Source organism: Streptomyces cyaneofuscatus, from assembly GCF_042718795.1.
Classification (GTDB): Bacteria; Actinomycetota; Actinomycetes; order Streptomycetales; family Streptomycetaceae; genus Streptomyces; species Streptomyces cyaneofuscatus_A.
The window spans coordinates 167,978-184,744 of record NZ_JBHXOX010000004.1 but is presented as its reverse complement, the minus strand read 5'-3'; the positions used below and the strand labels follow the sequence as shown (position 1 = coordinate 184,744).

The 16,767-nt window shown below is 69.6% G+C and carries 16 protein-coding genes and 1 pseudogene; 8 read left to right on the top strand and 9 right to left on the bottom strand.

Translation table 11 applies throughout. The features are described 5' to 3' along the window. Positions 1-62 precede the first annotated feature (62 nt). Positions 63-485 (top strand): hypothetical protein, encoded by a 423-nt coding sequence (locus ACFWRT_RS05540; RefSeq protein WP_380951309.1) that lies wholly within the window; start codon positions 63-65, stop codon positions 483-485. A gap of 125 nt (positions 486-610) precedes the next feature. Here ACFWRT_RS05540 and ACFWRT_RS05535 read toward each other — a convergent pair whose 3' ends face one another. Together ACFWRT_RS05535 and ACFWRT_RS05530 are read right to left on the bottom strand one after the other, a co-directional pair. Beyond that, a complete protein-coding gene (locus ACFWRT_RS05535; RefSeq protein ID WP_380951308.1) occupies positions 611-1,291 on the bottom strand; it encodes a DUF6879 family protein in 681 nt (226 codons plus the stop codon). A 181-nt stretch (positions 1,292-1,472) separates the two neighbouring features. After that, a complete protein-coding gene (locus tag ACFWRT_RS05530) occupies positions 1,473-2,843 on the bottom strand; it encodes a hypothetical protein (RefSeq protein WP_380951423.1) in 1,371 nt (456 codons plus the stop codon). Between the two features lie 785 nt (positions 2,844-3,628). On the opposite strand from ACFWRT_RS05530, the gene ACFWRT_RS05525 reads away from it, so the two are divergent. From ACFWRT_RS05525 to ACFWRT_RS05515, 3 genes are all read left to right on the top strand, one after another. Beyond that, positions 3,629-3,871 (top strand): DUF397 domain-containing protein, encoded by a 243-nt coding sequence (locus ACFWRT_RS05525; RefSeq protein ID WP_380951422.1) that lies wholly within the window; start codon positions 3,629-3,631, stop codon positions 3,869-3,871. 242 nt (positions 3,872-4,113) lie between these two features. Next, positions 4,114-4,419, top strand: coding sequence for a hypothetical protein (locus ACFWRT_RS05520; RefSeq protein WP_380951307.1), 306 nt, complete (start codon positions 4,114-4,116; stop codon positions 4,417-4,419). A gap of 48 nt (positions 4,420-4,467) precedes the next feature. After that, positions 4,468-5,367 (top strand): JmjC domain-containing protein, encoded by a 900-nt coding sequence (locus tag ACFWRT_RS05515; RefSeq protein WP_380951306.1) that lies wholly within the window; start codon positions 4,468-4,470, stop codon positions 5,365-5,367. Positions 5,368-5,535: 168 nt separating this feature from the next. Here the strand turns inward: ACFWRT_RS05515 and ACFWRT_RS05510 are convergent, their stop codons facing one another. Next, positions 5,536-6,195 carry an MSMEG_1061 family FMN-dependent PPOX-type flavoprotein gene (locus ACFWRT_RS05510; protein WP_380951305.1) on the bottom strand — a complete coding sequence of 220 codons (660 nt, stop codon included), beginning with the start codon at positions 6,193-6,195 and terminating at the stop codon, positions 5,536-5,538. A 154-nt stretch (positions 6,196-6,349) separates the two neighbouring features. Here ACFWRT_RS05510 and ACFWRT_RS05505 point away from each other — a divergent pair, with 154 nt between their 5' ends. After that, complete coding sequence (locus ACFWRT_RS05505; protein WP_380951304.1) at positions 6,350-7,387, top strand: endonuclease/exonuclease/phosphatase family protein; 1,038 nt, start codon at positions 6,350-6,352, stop codon at positions 7,385-7,387. Between the two features lie 25 nt (positions 7,388-7,412). Here the strand turns inward: ACFWRT_RS05505 and ACFWRT_RS05500 are convergent, their stop codons facing one another. Next, positions 7,413-7,580: a hypothetical protein gene (locus ACFWRT_RS05500; protein WP_380951303.1), complete on the bottom strand. Its 168-nt coding sequence runs from the start codon at positions 7,578-7,580 to the stop codon at positions 7,413-7,415. Between the two features lie 56 nt (positions 7,581-7,636). Here ACFWRT_RS05500 and ACFWRT_RS05495 point away from each other — a divergent pair, with 56 nt between their 5' ends. Beyond that, entirely contained in the window at positions 7,637-7,879 is a 243-nt protein-coding gene (locus ACFWRT_RS05495; protein WP_380951301.1) for a hypothetical protein, read from the top strand. A gap of 100 nt (positions 7,880-7,979) precedes the next feature. Here the strand turns inward: ACFWRT_RS05495 and ACFWRT_RS05490 are convergent, their stop codons facing one another. Together ACFWRT_RS05490 and ACFWRT_RS05485 are read right to left on the bottom strand one after the other, a co-directional pair. Then, positions 7,980-10,154 carry a discoidin domain-containing protein gene (locus ACFWRT_RS05490; protein ID WP_380951421.1) on the bottom strand — a complete coding sequence of 725 codons (2,175 nt, stop codon included), beginning with the start codon at positions 10,152-10,154 and terminating at the stop codon, positions 7,980-7,982. A 324-nt stretch (positions 10,155-10,478) separates the two neighbouring features. Next, positions 10,479-12,698, bottom strand: coding sequence for a discoidin domain-containing protein (locus ACFWRT_RS05485; RefSeq protein ID WP_380950721.1), 2,220 nt, complete (start codon positions 12,696-12,698; stop codon positions 10,479-10,481). A gap of 225 nt (positions 12,699-12,923) precedes the next feature. On the opposite strand from ACFWRT_RS05485, the gene ACFWRT_RS05480 reads away from it, so the two are divergent. Then, entirely contained in the window at positions 12,924-13,517 is a 594-nt protein-coding gene (locus tag ACFWRT_RS05480) for an ArsR/SmtB family transcription factor (protein WP_380950722.1), read from the top strand. Positions 13,518-13,623: 106 nt separating this feature from the next. Then, the gene (locus tag ACFWRT_RS05475) at positions 13,624-14,913 is read left to right on the top strand and encodes an MFS transporter (protein WP_380950723.1); all 1,290 of its coding nucleotides are present in this window, start codon (positions 13,624-13,626) and stop codon (positions 14,911-14,913) included. A 116-nt stretch (positions 14,914-15,029) separates the two neighbouring features. Here the strand turns inward: ACFWRT_RS05475 and ACFWRT_RS05470 are convergent, their stop codons facing one another. The 3 genes and pseudogenes from ACFWRT_RS05470 to ACFWRT_RS05460 form a co-directional block, all read right to left on the bottom strand. Next, positions 15,030-15,608, bottom strand: a complete 579-nt coding sequence (locus tag ACFWRT_RS05470; RefSeq protein WP_380950724.1) for a hypothetical protein — start codon at positions 15,606-15,608, stop codon at positions 15,030-15,032. Between the two features lie 30 nt (positions 15,609-15,638). Next, positions 15,639-16,100 (bottom strand): alpha/beta fold hydrolase, encoded by a 462-nt coding sequence (locus ACFWRT_RS05465; protein ID WP_380950725.1) that lies wholly within the window; start codon positions 16,098-16,100, stop codon positions 15,639-15,641. After that, positions 16,096-16,299 (bottom strand): annotated as a pseudogene (locus ACFWRT_RS05460) (alpha/beta fold hydrolase); the annotation flags it as partial. The pseudogene ACFWRT_RS05460 and the gene ACFWRT_RS05465, both read right to left, overlap by 5 nt. Between the last annotated feature and the right edge of the window lie 468 nt (positions 16,300-16,767).

Below are 16,767 nucleotides of genomic sequence, written 5' to 3'. Positions count from 1 at the left end.
CCCGCGGAGGGGTCGCCTTCGTATTCGGGCAACTCCCTGGTGCGCACGAGAGGAAGACGACCATGGCTTCGACGCGGTACGACGCGGATACCTCCCACGCGAGAGCGACGGGATCCGACGGTTTCGCGAGAATGGCGCTCACGCTGGACGCGGTGGCCACCGGCCTCAACGGCATCGCGTACCTGGCACTCGCCACGATCCTCGACTCCCTCTTCGGCGTCACGACGGCGGTTCAGTACCCGGTCGGCGCGTTCCTGCTCCTCTACGCGCTGGGAGTGCTCGCCATCGGGACGCGGAAGGAGGTCAACCGCACAGGACTGACGGCGGTCATCGTGATGAACCTGCTGTGGGTGGTGCTCAGCCTGGTCGTGCTGATCTCCGGCGTGCTGTCTCCGACCGGCGTCGGCGCGGTCTGGATCGTGCTGCAGAGCCTGACGGTCGGCGGCTTCGCCGCTCTTCAGTACGTCGGGCTCAAGCGGCTGTGAGATTGTCCGTATCAGGTACAGGGACGTGAGGGCTCTCCGTTCGGAGAGCGTGGAGCCGTCGTCCCAAATCCTCACGAGCTTTCTGAAAATCCGTGCTCACCGGTACGCGTCTGTTCCTACTGCTCCTACTCGCCGTTGCTCAGCTTCACCGCGAACTCCTCGTACGGAACGGCGTGATGCCATGCCGTGTCACGGATGACGGAGTATCGGACGATCTCGACCGGCTCGGTGATCAACTCGACGTCCACGAGGTTGTCCTCGTCATCGAAGCGCAGTTTCGCGGCAAGTCGGCTGTCGAACAACCAGAAGTCCTCGGAGGGAAGCCGGAGCCGCTCGGCATCTGCCCGCCAAAGGTTCCGGATGTCTTCTCCCAGAGCGCTGTTCCGCTTGGCGTTGTCCAGGAGGTAACGCTGGCCCGTGGTCGGCGGCTGATCGACGATCCGCACTCGTTCGACGCGTTTGCCCTGCGCGGTCTGGGACCGGATCAGCTCGCAGTACGGATCATCCTCGTCCCAGTCGACGGTGCCGTTCTCGATGAACTGCCGGTAGGTATCCGTGGCTTCGTCGCTGGCAAAGCGCTGTCGGGATTCCAGTCTCCAGGCCGAGTGGTCGAATGTGCGGAACAGTTCCTCGAACTCTCCCAGGTCGATGGTTCCCTCGGAGAAGTGTTGCAGCAGGGCAGTGTCACCCACGTCAGCATCCGGCGTTCCGTGGACGATGACCTCTCCACTCTCCCTGTCATCATGGACAGAGGGAGATTCCGCACCCTCACTGTCCGAAGCGTCGAGGGGCAATTGACGTGCCATCGTTCGCGGCCTCTCATCCCGAAGTAGGTTTATCCAGCGCTCCGACGTAGCCCGCTGCCCCGCATGGACGTCGAGAGATGATCGCTTCCCTCGCGAGGATGTTCGCGGATACCGCCCGTGACCATCGCCCCGGTCACCCAACCGCGAACCAACGACCTGGTACGCGGGCGGGCCCGAGCGGCTACCCCTTCATCCCCGCCACCTGCCGCGACCGCTCCTGGAGCTCACGCGCCGCGCGGAGCTTGCCGTAAGGCGCGATGCGCTTGCGCATGGTCTCGAAGTGCTCGTCGCCCCGTGCCGAGGAGAGCCCTACGTAGTCGTCGAGGAAGGTGCCCCACGTGGTGCAGGCTTCCTCGATATGGCCGAACTCGAACTGCCGCTGAGCCATGACCGCGTTGGCGTGAAGGCGACCCTGCCGCTCCTGCTTCGGCTGAACGCGTAGCGATGCCTTCAGGGCGTCGATGGAGCCCGGCAGGTCGCGTGTCTCGTACAGGACATGGGCGACGTGGAACTGGTAGGCGGACCGGTCGTACCCACCGATCGACTCCCGCCGCGAATCGGCCTTCGAGAGCGCCACCTCCGCTTCGCGCAGCCTCCCGAACGCCTGGCGGCGGTCACCGACCATGGACGAGGCGTGAGCCTGCTGCCCGCGGAGGAAGGCCACCAGGCGCGGGCCGGCGTCCGGTGCTGCCTCGGCTGCCGAGTCCGCCAGTTCCAGGGCTTTCTGCCCGTAACGAAGGTTGGATGCCTGAAGGCTCATGCCGCGTAGCGTGCGGCAGTACGTGACGTGGTCGGCCGCCTCCTGGGCGAGGCGCAGGGCCTTCACGTAGTACTGCTGCCCGAGACCGTGAGCCCGCTCGTACATAGCCATCCAGCCCGTCAGGTACGTCAGGTCGGACGCGGCGGAGAGCATGTCGCGACGGACCGGTCCGGCGGCGGAGGCGCGCAAGTAAGGCGCGACCGTGTTGACCAGGAACGCGGCGGCCATCGGACGGGCATGTCCGGCTCCGAGCTCGTCGAGGATGTCCGCGATGCGGTCGGTCATCGTACGGACGGTCGCGACCTCGGCCGCGCCGATGCGACCGGTCGGCCGGACCGAGCGTTCCCGCTCATCGGCGTAGGCCTCACCGGCGAAGAGAGGAACGGTCAAGGCGGCCGAGTACAAGCCTGCTGCGAGAACTCCACGTCGCGACGGATCCATGTCAGCCCTTCCGAGATCCAAGAGGGCGGAGGCGGTGTCTCCGGCATCCGCCGCCGAGTCCGCCCTCGGCGAGCGCAGCCCTGCCTCGGCGAAAGTCACCGGGCGGCCCAACTTCCGTTCCAGCGCTTCGATGATCACCGGCCTGACCTGTGCCCGCGGCTGCGTCCCGCTCAGCCAGTGCGATACGGCGGACTGGTCGTACTTCAGCTCCATACCCGCCTCGCGAGCGGTGCGGTTCACGGCGTTCGCAAGCTGCGTCCTGGACCATCCCGCCTGTTCAAGGAGGTTCTCAAGGCCGGAATCGCGGTTGCTTTCGGGTGCCACGCCCACACCAACTCCCCGGAAATTCATGGCTTTCACGGTTACGACCGCCTCCAACGGTACCGGGATGGGCACGCCGCGCAGTTACCTCTACACAGACCGCGATCAAAAGCGGCCATGGACGGAGATGCGTGGTGACCGACCTGATGAACACAAGCAGCGCTACCGGCACGGACCGCTCCTCCGACGCGGTAGCGAGCATGGAAGCAGAGGCAGAGCAGGCAGAACGTGAGGCGCGGCGTGTCCTCACGTTCCAACTGGGTACAACGACCCGCTCGGAACTCGACGATGCCGCGGACTCCTTGCGCGGTCGAGTCAGTGCCCTCCTCGGCGATCCGTCCACCGAGGAGGGGAAGACGCATGGGGGCAGCGCCGACCATGGCTTCCTCCTGGAGGTCGCTCATCTCATCGAGAATCCTCCGGGCCCGCACGCCTTGTCCCATGAGGTCTTCTCCCACGTGAGGGCTCTGGCCCGGGTGCTCCGCAAGCTTGTCGCCATGAAGGGGGCAGCAGCTTCGGCCCGGCCGCCTCTTCCCCTACGGCCGATTCCGGGCCGGAAGGCAGCGCGATGAGTGAACGGGCCCGGCAGATCGCGTACGTCGTCTGCCTGGCCGCCATCGGCTCGTCGATCGTCGCGGCGGTGTGGTTCGAGCGGTGACGCCGTCGGCGTACGCGCGCTCAAGCCCCACGTATGGGGCCACAGACTCCCGCCCGGCTGTCTCCATGGACGGTCGGCAGCCGGGCGGGGCCAGGAGCACGACGGTGCGGAGACCGTATCTCCGCCATATCAGCACCGGAAGGACTCTCCCATGAGCGTGAACGGGAACCTCTACGCGCTGCCCATCCCGGCCGCCGACGCCTTCGCCACCTACTGCGGAGGCAACGCGGGCGGCTCCAACGAGACCTGCGTGAGCCTCGCCGCCATCCCCGGCGCCGCGGCCTCCTTCGTCATCCGCGACAGCAAGCCCGAAGGCGCGGGCAAGGAGCTGCGCTTCACCGCGGCCGAGCTCGACGACTTCGCCGCCGGGTGGGTCAGGACGCGGGGCCTGACGCTCTGACCTGGCCGCCTTCTGAGCGCGAAGCACGCAGCACCACCCAGCGGGCCGGAACGGACATCCTCCGGGCCGGCCCCGCCTTCCCCTAGCGAAGGGCGCAGATGACCTGGTCAGGGCACTGGCATGGATACGGTCCGTGGACCGGCAGCAGGGACGCGTACGGCCAGGAGGCCCTACGCCGTCCGGGTGCAGAACCGAACTCCGAGCAGACCCGCGTGTTCCTCGCCTCTACGCTGCCGCCCCTCATGACCGGGCACTCGCTCATGCGGCCGGAACAGACCGCGGTCGGGCGCACCTGGACCCGCGTCATGGGTGCCGTCACGTGGCTGAAGAGCACCTACGAGGCCAACCCTCCTGGCGAGAGGGATGACGGCGGTCGCGCATACGTCACCCTCGAACACAAGATCGCGTACGCGATGGACGCCCTTCCCCGAGGCGTCGACGTCTGCTGGGTGCACTACACGAAGTCCCAGAGCCTGATCTCCTTCTCGGTGGTGTGCTGCCTCAACCACCACCATCCCGGCCTGCCGTGCCCCCTCCCGCCCGCCTGACCGATCGGCGAAGGCAAGCGAAGCGACCCGAAGCGAGGAAGTACACCCATGTCCCTCCGCCTCTTACTGCCCGATACCGGTGTGACGGCGCTCCTGACCTCGTGGCCGGACGAGCCACGCGTGTACGAACGCGAGGCCGGCGAGCTGGACCGCGTGGTCAATGCGGAGAGCATCGACCACTACCTGGACACCGGATGCGTGCCCGCCGACGAGATCGCCGTCGTGAGCGACGGCGCCGCGCTGCACCCGGACCGCCACCGGACTGCGGGCCGCACCGACCCGGCGAAGCTACGGAGCCTCTACGAGGACGGCCACACGATCCGGCTCGGCAACCTCCAGCGGGTCGTCCCCTTCCTGGCGGACGTCTCGCGCGGCATTCAGCGGGAGACCGGCTACAGCAACTATCTGCACGCCTTCGTGACCCCACCCGGCCGTCAGGGCCTGCTCCACCACTGGGACCAGCAGATGGCCGTCATCGTGCAGATCGCGGGCAGCAAGCGGTGGCGGCTCTGGCGCCCGGTGTTTCCCTCCCCGATGCGGGAGTACCAGGAATCCTTCCGCGTCTGGGATCCCGGGTTCATTCCTCGGTGGGAAGCCATGGGACCCGACCTGGAGGTCGATCTCCGGCCAGGCCAGTCCCTGCTCCTGCCGAGGGGGTGGGTCCACCATCCCCACGCACTCGACTCCGAAGTCCGCAGCATCCACCTGACGTTCGCCATCCGGGAACGCACGCCGGTCTGGGTTGCGGAAAAGCTCATCGGCTGTGTGATCGAGAAGGAGGCCTTCCGGAGCGTCATCCTCCCCGGTGACATCGGCGGGCATCGGCTTTCGCAGCACGTACGGGAGGTCAGACAGGCCCTTGTCGAGCACCTGGCCGGTCTTGACGTCGACGACTTCGCGCGGTCCCTTCACCGAGCCGCCGTCTCGGAGAGGGAATACACCACCTGAATCCACCGATGCGGCTGAACGCCCACACATCTGGGGGCCGGAGAGAACACTCCCCGGCCCCGTGGAAGCCGTTGGAGCCCTTGCCGCCCTCGCAGACCGCGTCGATGACCCCGTCACCGTTGTCGTAGTACGGCTCGCCGCACGCCATCGCGTCCGCCTGACGGCCTCCTACTCGTACCGGTACTTCAGCGAGTCGGCCTCCACCTGCTCGATGTCGGCGATGGTCAGCTCCGGCATCCGTAGCTGGGCCAGCGTGACCTCGGCCGAGGTGGGCTGGGCGTCCGCCGGCAGCCACTGCTCCGGCTTCCAGGCCCCGCCGCGCAGAAGGGACTTGGGGCAGTGCGGGTAGACCTCCTCGATCCCCACCACCAGCGCACTGGCCGGTGGCTTGCCCACGGCGGTCAGCTGGGACAGCAGCTCGGGGCGGGTAGAGACGCAGGCCCGGCCGTTCACCCGGAGCGTGGTGGTGCGCCCGGGGATGAGGAACAGAAGCCCGGCCCGGCCGGTGGCGATGACGTTCTGGAGGGTGTCCAGCCGCTTGTTGCCGGTCGCGTCCGGTATCGCCACCGTCCATGCGTCCAGGACGGAGACGAACCCGGCGGGGCCGCCACGCGGGGAGACGTCGCAGTTGCCCTCGGCGTCCGCGCTGGCGACCAGGACCAGCGATGAGCAGCCGATCAACCGCCGTGTCTGCTCGGTGAGTTCGGTCATCTGCTTGCGTACGGCGGCGGCGCCGGGGAGCTCGTACGCCCGGCGCAGCGCCTCCTGGTCGCGCATCGCGTCGAGGCGGAGCGAGTCGAAGGCACTGCCGGCAGAGGGTTTCGTCATGCCTCCGACCCTATGGGCCGGGCAGGACGTGGTGGCCACCGAGATCGTCGGCTGCCGGGCTCCGCCCTCTATCGCCGTAGACGCTCTCCCCGCGCTCGGAAACTGATCTCCCCGGCCACTCGTCCTGTGAGGCAAGGCCAAGGGACGGGAAGACATGGTGGAGCGGGCAGACGGTGACGTGACAGCGAGGGTGGCGAAGGCGGCGAGGGCGGCGAAGCGGGGGCACCCGGCTGTCGGTGGGGGGCGGCGCGGGGTGGTGGTCGGCGGGGTCACCGTCGGCTTGGCCGGGGTGATGGGGCTTCATGGGGTGATCCCCAACTCCCCTGGGCGGATCGGGAGTCTGGTCGAGTCCCTTCTGCCGTGGGGCGGGGTCGTCGTCGCCCTGTTGTTCGCCGTAGCCCTCGCGCGGCGGTCCGGTGTCGGCTTGGTGGCTCTGCTGCTGCCCATGGGCGTGTGGGTGCACAGCTTCGGAGAGTTGCTCCTGCCCCCGCCCGAACCCGGCGCGCGGGAGCTGCTCGTCGTGCAGCACAACGTCAGTGATGTGAACCCCGATCCGGCCGGGACCGCCCGGGCGCTCCTCGCCGCCGGGGGTGATCTCGTTGCGCTGGAGGAGTTGGTCGTGCCCGCGCTGGGTGTGTACGAGGACGTCCTCGGCGCCGACTATCCGCATCACGTCGTCCACGGCACCGTCGGGCTCTGGTCCAAGTACCCGATCGAGGAGGAGCGGTTGGTGGACATCCGGCCTCGCGCGTTCGAGGCGGGGTGGAGTCGCGGGCTGCGGGCCGTCGTGCGGACGCCGTACGGGGACGTCGCCGCGTACGTCGCTCATCTGCCGTCCGTGCGGCTCGGGGCCGGCGGGCTGGCCTCCTCACGTCGGGACGAGAGCGCCCGGATGCTGGGGGATCTCGTCCGGGGCGAGAAGGTGCGGACCGTGATCCTCATGGGGGATCTGAACAGCACCGTCGACGATCGCGGACTCGGGCCGTTGACCTCGCAGTTGAACGTGGCCGAGCGTGGGTTCGCCTTCAGCTATCCCGCCGCCCTTCCGCTGGCCCGCATCGACCAGGTCCTGGCCCGTTCCGCCGGCGTCAGCCATATCCGTACGCTGCCCGCCACCAGCAGCGACCACCTGCCCGTCGCCGCCCGCGTCGCCCTGGACCCGCTCCCGCCCTCGGGCCGTCCTGCCCCGTAGCGCGTCGTGCACACGATCAGGGCGCCTACCTGGCGACGGTCAGCTCGACTTCGCAGTCCATGGTCCGGCTGTACGCCCGGCCGGCCTGGCGGTAGTCGAAGCGGCACCAGCGGGCCGATTCCTTCGGCGGTGGGGTGATCTTCAGTTCGGCCAGGTAGAAGATGTCGCTCGATTCCCCGGCTTCGACCTTCATGCCTGTCGGCACGCATGATGCGGTGAAACGGGGAAGATCGGGCAGGAGGATCTGTCGTGAGTACTTCAGCGATATCCACGAGCACGCCGATATACGACCTCCTCGTCCAGGAGCGCGGGGACGCCCTGGCCGAGGCCCGTACCGCCGCCCACCGGATCCACGACGAGGCACGGCAGGTGCTGGACTGGAGCAGTGTGCGCATCGCCGCCGCCCAGCGGGAGGAGCGGGCGTTCTCCGCGTTCGGCCGCTCCTCCCGTTCCGGTGACGACGACGGGCGGGTACGGGCTCTGCCGATGTAGGGACGCCGAGCGTGCAGGGCGCTTTCCGGCGTACGGAACGGGGGCCGCTCCACGTGGGAACGGCCCCCCTGAGATGGGCCTGATCAGGCCCTGGATCCGGTCAGCTGTAGACGCCGAACTCGTGCAGTGAGTAGCCCCAGCCCGTGCCGCGGGCCGTCAGGTGGAGCCGTACGTGGCGGGCCGTTTCGGCCAGGGTGATGGTGTCCACGTCACCGTTGCCGGTCGTCGTGGTGTGGACCGTACGCCAGGACGTGCCGTCGTCCGAGACCTGGACCTCGTACGACTTGGCGTACGCCGGGTCCCACACGAGCTGGAGGTTGCGGACGGGCGTCCGTGCGCCGAGGTCGACCGCTATCCACTGCGGGTCGCTCCAGTCGCTGGCCCAGCGGGTGTCGAGCCGGCCGTCCGTCGCGCGCTCGGGCGGGCAGGGGCAGTCGCCGTACGAGGCCTGCGAGCTGGAGGCCGTGGTGCGCTTGCCGAGGGCCACGTTGGTGCCCGTCATCGGCGGGGCGACGACCTTGACTGACTTCGTCTCGATGCCCGCGTTGCCCTTGCCGTCCTCCGACTGGATGTAGACCTTCCACACGCCGAGCTTCTCGGGTGCGGTGACCGCGAACGTGCCGTTGCCCGTGGCCCGGAACTGCGCCGGGATCAGCCCCTTGTCGCCGTTGGCGTAGTTGCCGCTGAGGAAGATCTTGTTCGTGAGCAGGTCGTTCTCGGGGTCGCGGATGTCCGCGCGGACCGTGAACTCCCGTCCCGCCGGGGCCGATCCGGCCGGTGTCACCGTCATGCCGCTGATGACCGGCGGCAGGTTGTCACCCGCGTTGGAGCCCGTGAACGCCTTCTTCACCGAGTAGTACGACAGCCGCTTCAGGCCGCTGGGGAGCAGGTTGAACCACACCCCGCCGAAGTCGTGCTCCAGGCCGTAGTGGAAGAGGGTCGCGCCCAGCGCCACGCCCTGGTGGCCCATGGTGCAGTCCCAGGCCTTGGTGTAGCCGTCACGCTTCTGTACGTCGGTGGGCTCGTCGGGTACGCCGTTGGCGTCGTCCGGCACCTCCCACTCACCCGCCGGGCCGGTCTCCGTGATGATGTAGGGCTTGGTGTAGCCGCCCTCCACCCAGTCCTGGCGGACGCCGCAGATGTCGCCGTACGCGTTCATCGAGTACAGGTCGAGGTCGGGGGCGTTGCGCTTGTAGTACGGCCAGGCGCCCGTCCACGCGTCGGTGGAGGTCACCGGGTGGTCGGCGTCGATCGCGTGGATCCTCTTGGCGGCGTCGTTGACGAAGGTCGTGTACGCGTTGCGCTGCGCCTCCAACTCCGCTCCGCTGTAGCAGTTCTGGAGGCCGAGGACCGACTCGTTGCCGACGTTCCACATGAGGGTCGCCGGGTGGTTCTTGTACGTCTCGACCCACTTGGCGATCTCGGTGAGCATCGTCGACTTGTACGCGGTGTCGGTGACGTAGTTCGCGCAGCCGCCGCTGCCGGGGCCGCCGCCGGGCTGGAGCCAGAAGCCGTTCATGACGCGCAGGCCGTTCGCGGCGGCGGCGTCGAGCAGGGGCTTCGTGCCGGCGTCCGTGCCCCAGGTGCGGACCGTGTTGACGCCCATCGACTTCAGGTCGGGCATGTAGCGCGGCGCGTCCGCCATGGACGGGCCCCAGGTCAGGCCCTTGACGGTGTACGGCTGTCCGCCGACGGTGAGCTGCCACGCGCCCTGGCCGCCGGTGACCTTGACGGCGCCGCCGGCCGGGGGCGGGGTGTCGCCCTGGGTGCCGTAGACCTGGAACTCCCAGAGGGAGTAGCCGTATCCGCCGGGGCGGGCGGTGCCGAGCATCCGGACGTAGCGGCCGGAGCCGGTGAGGGCGAGGTCGTCGGTGCCGCCGTCGCCGTCGGTGACCTTCCTCAGGGTGGTCCAGTCGGTGCCGTTGTTGCTGGCCTGGATCTCGTACGCCTTGCCGTAGGCGCCCTCCCAGGTGAGCACGGCCCGGCTCAGGTCGGACCGCTTGCCGAGGTCGATCCGGATCCACTGCGGGTCGGACCACTGGCTGGCCCAGCGGGTGCCGGTCAGGTTGCCGTCGACGGCCTGCGCGGCGGAGAGGCCGTCACCCTCCTGCGAGGAGGCGGTGGCGGGCTTGCCCTGGGAGATCAGGGGGTCGGCGGCGCGTGCCTCGGTGGGCGCGGTGATGACGGTGAGGGTGGAGGCGAGCAGGGCGGCGAGGGTCAGGGTGAGGGCGGGTCTGCGGAGGGCGGGCAGGGAGGGTCTGCGGAGGTGGGGCAAGGAAGGCACTTGCGGCTCCTGAAGGGGGTGAGGGGGATGGGTGGGTGAGGGGGATGGGTGGGTGAGGGCGATAGGACTGGGTGCGGATACGCGGACGGCCGCCGTCGGGGAGGACGGCGGCCGTCCGTGGGGAGAGCGCCGGGAGGAGTGAGCGGGGAACTGCCCCCGGGCCGGGGTCAGGCCCGGCCCGGGGAGTCGTCGCCCCGGGCCGACGGTCGGGCCGGGGCGGGAGGTCGTCACCCCGAGCCGACGGTCAGGCCCGGCCCGGGGAGTCGTCCCCTGCCCTGCGGGCCACCGCAGGGCGTTGCCCCCGCGGGGGACGGATCAGGGGAAGGAGACCAGGGTGGACGGCACGGTGGAGGTGCCGGCCGGGACCGTGGAGGCTCCGGTGCTGTTGATGACGTGGTTGTAATGGCCCATTCCGCCGAGCGACACCACGAGGAGGCTATGGAACTTCACGCCCGGCTTCACCGGGGCCTTGAAGCCGTGGTCCTGGCGGATGGTGGGATCGACGTTGTAGTTGCAGTAACTGCCCATCCCCCAGCCCTCATGGACGTCGACCGAGTCGTCGACCCGGTAGGCGGCGAAGCCCTTCGTGTCACCGTTCTGGATGGCGGCCTGGTTGGGTGCGTCGTACGCCTTCTCGTTCTGGTAGAAGATCGTGCGGCCGCGCTCGCCGTACCACTCGACGTCGTACTTGTTGAAGTGCTCCACGAAGAGGCCCGTGGCGAGCACGTCGTCGCCGTAGACCCGGACCCCGTAGTCGGCACGGTTGGTCTCCCAGCCGACGCCCTCACCGTGGTCCGCGCGCCACACCCAGGTGTGGTCGATGATCACGTCGTCGCTGTTGACGACGATGCTCGTGGTCGCCTTGCCGGCGCCCGCCCCGCCGATGCGGACGTAGACGTCCTGGATGGAGGTCGGGTTGGCGGAGTGGTCGGCGGAGGAGTTCTGCGGGCCGAGCTCCAGCAGGGTCGGCGAGTTGACCGTACCGGCGTCGATCAGGAATCCGGCGAGCTTGACGCCGTCGACGTCGGCGACCTTCATCGCGGTGACGCCGTTGTCCGGAATGATCGTCGCGAGGCCGAGGCCGAGGACGACCGTGTTCGCGCGGTTCACGTTGATGGTCTGGTCGACGTGGTAAATGCCGGGCGTGAAGAGGAGGTTGAGGCCCTGGGACAGCGCCTGGTTGATCGTGGCGGCGGTGGCGCCGGGCTTGACGACGTAGAACTGGTTCAGGTCGATCGACGTGCCCTGCGGGGTGCCGTTCCAGGAGACGCCGCGCGCGTTGGTGCGCTTGGCGGGGACGAAGACCTTGTACGTGTTGCCGTCCAGGTACAGGAACGGCTTCTCGCGCGAGATCGGCGTGGTCTGGAGCGTGGTGTAGCGGGGCTCGGGGAACGAGGTGGCGGGTGCGCCCTCGACGCCCGAGAAGGTCTGGTTCCAGACGGAGTTGGACCAGCCGCCGATCGAGCTCTCGCGGGTGTACCACTGCTGCTGCGAGTAGTTGCCGACCTGGCCGTCGATCTTGGAGTCGGCGATGTAGCCGCCGCTGGCCCAACCGTAGCCGTTCGGGGCCAGGTTGAGGCCGCCCTTGACGTGCATACGGCGGAAGGAAGCGGCCTGCGAGACGGCCCAGCGGTTGGTGCCGCTGACCGGGTTGACGGCCAGGTTCTCGGCCGAACGCCAGAAGTTCTGCGTCGCGTTGCCGTTGAACCAGCCGGCGTCGACGGTCACATCACCGTTGATGGTGGTGTCGTCGGGCTTGAGGCCGAGGCCGGAGATCGAGGTGTAGAAGCCGATCTCGGCGTTGAGGTTGTTGTAGGTGCCGGGCTTGAAGAGGAACTGGTGCCGCCCGTTGCCGAAGTGCGAGGCCTCCTGCTGGTCGAACACCTCGTCCAGCTTGGCCTGGATGTTGGGCGTGGAGGGGTCGAAGACATGCACGTTCGGGCCGAGGTCGCCGCCGCCGGGCAACTGCGGGCCGCCGGTGCCGCCGGACTCGCCGTACACCTTGAACTCCCAGAGGGAGAAGCCGTATCCGGTGCCGCGGGCGGTGCCGAAGACCCGGACGTAGCGGGCGTCACCGCTGATGTTCAGGGTGTCCGTGCCGCCGTCGCCGGTGGTGGTCTGGTAGGCGGTGGACCAGGTGGAGCCGTTGGTCGAGAGCTCGACCCGGTAGGCCTTGCCGTACGCCGCCTCCCAGTCCAGGACCACCTGGCTGAGCCGCGTGGTCGCACCGAGGTCGACGCGGATCCACTGCGGGTCGGAAGCGGCGCTGGACCAACGGGTGGTGGCGTTGCCGTCGACGGCCGCGGTGGCCGGGGTGCCGTAGTTCTCCTCGCTGGACGCGGTGACCGGCTTGCCCTGCGAGAGCAGTACGGGTGCGGCCTCGGCCTTCGTGGCGGGGACGAAGGCGAGAAGGGTGGCGGCCAGAGCGGTGGCCATCGCGGCGACGATGCCGCGGGTCACCGGTCTCGGTCCGGGGGTACGGCGGCCGGTGCCGTGGGACACCGGGACCGCTGGGGATATGCCGACTGCGGGCATGCGGGTGCTCCTCGAAGTGGAACTGCGGTGGGAGAGCGCTCTCCCGGAACCTTGCCCGCCACATCGGTCACGGTCAAGAATCCCGACACGACTTTTCTTTCGGCTTGGATTAAGTAGATGCGCCTGCGCTGGAGCTGTCGCCTCGTCAGGCGGAGCACGTACGAGCGCGCTTGAAGATAGGAAAGACTTATTGCGCAACTAATCTTTCGCATCTACGGTGGCCGCATGCGACCTCAGCGCGAGCCCGAGCAGATCACCGACCTCTCCCGGCTGAAGGCCTTCACCAACCCGCTGCGCATGCAGCTCTACCGACTGCTGTACGCCGCCGGGACCGCGACCGCCTCACAACTCGCCGAGCAGGTCGATCAGGCCCCGTCGCTGGTCAGTTACCACCTGCGCAAGCTCGCGGAGCACGGCTTCGTGGCCGAGGCGAGCGGGCACAGCACGGACGGCCGCGAGCGGTGGTGGCAGGTGGCCTCCGAGAAGGGGTGGGGCTTCCGCGACGCGGACTTCACGGGTACGCCGGAAGGAGCCGCCGCCGTCGGATCGGTGCTGCGCGGCATCCTCGACAACCGCTCCGCCCAGTACCGCGCCTACCTCGACCAGAGCACCGCCTGGGGCGAGGAGTGGACCGATGCCGCCTTCAGCTCCGAGTGGCTCATGGCCCTGACCTCCGCCGAACTCGCCGAGATGAGCGACGAGTTGGAGGTCGTCACGCGGCGGTGGCGGGAGCGCGGCAAGGCTGCGCGGGAAGCGGGCGACACCGAGGGGCGCGAGCATGTGTCCGTGCACCTGTACGGGTTCCCGTTCCGGCCCTGAGCCCGTACGGGTTCCCGTTCCTGGCCCTGAGCCCGTACGGGTTCCCGTTCCCGCGCTGTGCCCGGTCCTCACCCCTCACCCCTCACCCCTCACCCAGGGAGACCCCGTGTCCGCAGCGAAGACCGCCTTACCCGAGAGCCCCGCCGCGCCCCGGCCCGCTCACCGCGACGCCAACGTCCTTCGCTGGCTCGCCGCGTACACCGCTTCGCTCATCGGCGACAGCGTCTACTTCGCCGCCCTCGCCTGGTCGGCGCAGAAGGTCGCCGGGCCCACCGAGGTCGGTCTCGTCATGGCCGCCGGAGCGTTCCCCCGGGCGCTGCTCATGCTGGGCGGGGGCGTGGCGGCCGACCGGTTCGGGGTGCGCCGGATCGTGCTCGGCAGCGACGCCGTACGGTGCGTCCTCATCCTCGCGGTGGCGGCCGGCGTCGCGGTCACCGCGCCCGCGGTGTGGATCCTGGTGGCGCTGGCCCTCGCGTTCGGCGCGGTCGACGCGCTGTTCGTCCCCGCCGTCGGGGCGCTCCCGCCACGCATCACCGCCCCGGACCAACTGGCGCGCGTGACCGGCATGCGTACGTTGTCGATGCGGGTCAGCCAGATCAGCGGCCCGCCGCTCGGCGGCCTGGCCATGGGGCTCGGCGGCGCGCCGGCCGCGTTCGCCGTGGCGGGGGTGCTCTTCGCCCTGTCGCTGCCGCTCCTGCTGACGGTACGGCTCCGGCCGTCGGGGGTGCCTGACGCGGATGACGTACGCGATGAGGCGGCACCCGCGCCTGCCCCCGCCGGCGCCTGGCAGGACCTCCTCGGCGGGCTGCGCTACCTCCGCCGCCACCCCCTCATCGGCCCGCTCATCGCGGTCATCGCCGTCAGCGAGCTCGGGCTCACCGGGACCCTCAACGTCGGCATGATCCTGCTCAACGGCGAGCGCGGCTGGGGGCCTTCGGGGTACGGCTGGATCATCAGCGGGTTCGGCGCGGGGGCCACCGTGGGGGCCGTCCTGCTCGCCGTCGCCGGACGGCTCCCCCGGGCCGGGCTGACCCTGGCCGGGACCCTGCTCGTCGGGTGCGCGGGCGCGGGCGCCATCGCCCTGGTCCCCGCGCTGCCGCTCGCCGTGGCGCTGGCCGGCGCGGTGGGCCTGGCCATGGGCATCTACGGCACCCTGGCCAACGCCCTCGTACAGACCGCCGCGGACCCCGCGTACCTGGGGCGGGTCACCTCGGTCGTGATGCTCACCTCGGTGGGCCTGGCGCCGATGAGCTACCCGGTGGTCGGGGCGGCCATCGGGGTGTGGGGGTCCGCGCCGGTCTTCATCGGGTGCGGGGTGTTCGGGAGCGTGGGGGTGGTGGTCGCACTGGCCTGCGGGACGGTGCGGAGGGCCGAGCTGCCGGACATCAAGAATTGACCCACTCCTCTCCCGTTCAAGTGCACCCCGACCTGGGTCGCTTGCGCGGAATCGGAGTGGGGGGACCTCCGGGGTGCGTGCGTGCGCGGCACCCCGGGAACCCTTCGACGTCCGCCTCAGCGGTAGTCGTCCGGGTGGTCCTGCATCCAGGTGTTGATGCCGTCGCGGGTGGAGACGATCTCGGAGAAGTGCTTCTCCAGGTGCGGCGTCGACCGGTCCTCGCCCAGCTTGCCGAACAGGACCTTCATGTCCGCGAGCGGCTGCTTGAAGTGGCCGGGCCCCTTCTGGTCCGCCCGCATCGCCTCGTCCAGCTCCGTGAGTTCCCGGGTGACCCGGCCGAGGAAGTAGGCGCAGTCCCCCGCGCCCGGCGTGCAGGTGTCGTTCAGCGTGGCCTGGAGCGTCGCGAAGGCGTCGCGTACGAGCTCGGGGGCCGGTTCGGCGGGTGCGGTCGGCTCCTCCGTGGCCTCGTCCGCCGCCGGCTCGGCGTCCTCAACGGAGTCGGCGTTCTCGGCCTGGTCGGCCGACGGCGACGCCGTGGCGGAGAGGTCGGCGCCGAGGCCGCCCTCGGTCTGACCCTGGCTGCACGAGACCAGGGCGGCCGCCGCCAGGACCGCAACTGCCGTGGCGCGGAGTCCTGTCGCGGTGGTGGTCGCGGTTCTGCTTATGCCGTTGCGGGCAGTCGTACGTACAGACATGAGGCCCCCCTCGTGTGATGGGTCCAGACCTTATACCGCCGCCTGGCCCTCTTGATCCGCCTGGTCCACCTCCGCCAGGAACGCCGCCATGTCCCCGAACACCGCCCCCGGGTCGTCCAGGTGGACGTCGTGCCCCGCCTCCGGGACCACGGCGATCCGCGTCCCCGGACGGCGCTCGGCCATCCGGTCCGCCTCCCGCTGCTTCAGCATCCCCTTTCCGGCCCGCACCACCAGCACCGGGCAGCGCACCTCGTCCCACGCGTCCCAGAAGTCGCGTTGGGCGTTCTCCTGCACCGTGGCGACCATGACGTCCCGGTCCACGCGCGGGTGCAGGCCCCCGGGGCCCGGGGCGAGGCCGGCCGCCCAGGCGCGGCCCGCCGCTCCCCCGCCGAAGAACGCGGCCGGCGGGGAGGCGGAGATCGTGGGCGACCTGGACCACGTCCCGCACATGGGCCGCCCGGGAGACGTCCCCCGGGCGCCGCGTACTCGCACCGCTGCCCCGCGCGTCGAACGCGACCACCCGGTGGGTGGGCGTGAACCGGGCCGCCAGCGCGTCCCATTCGCCGCTGTGGCCGGCCAGGCCGTGCAGCAGGAGCAGGGGTGGGCCGTCACCGCCGCTGTCGGTGCCGTGCAGGTGTACGGGCGGGGCATCGTCCCCGTCTCCCGCAACCGTGACCGCTGTCGTCCCCATGCGCAGCCCCTCCCTGTCCGGCCACCGCCGCTCCCGCCCACCGTCGCCCCCAGCTGAGGCACGAGCCCTCCCGCACACCGCCGTCAGACCCCGGCGGCCAATGTTCATTTTCCCTTGGCAGGAGGAGACCGAGCATCACCGGAATGTCGAACTCCGCGATATACACGCCGCGAATGTTCACCTCTTGTCCATCCAGGCGGAAAGCGCCGATACGCAGACCGACACAGCACCGCTGCCCCACGGGCGAAGACCCAAACCAGCCGCATTTCAGGCGCGTTGTTGAAAGAACCTTGAAATAATCCTGCCCTCCCGGCGCACACGCCGACCCGGCAGGCGAACGATTGACAGGTCCTTATTCGGCCACCTAGTGTTCCGGACCGTTCGGAGTCGGAAGGCTGGACTCCAGAACGTCCGATGTTACTTGGGGGGAGATGGCATCGAGCCCCAAGTGTGGTATTGCGGCGTACC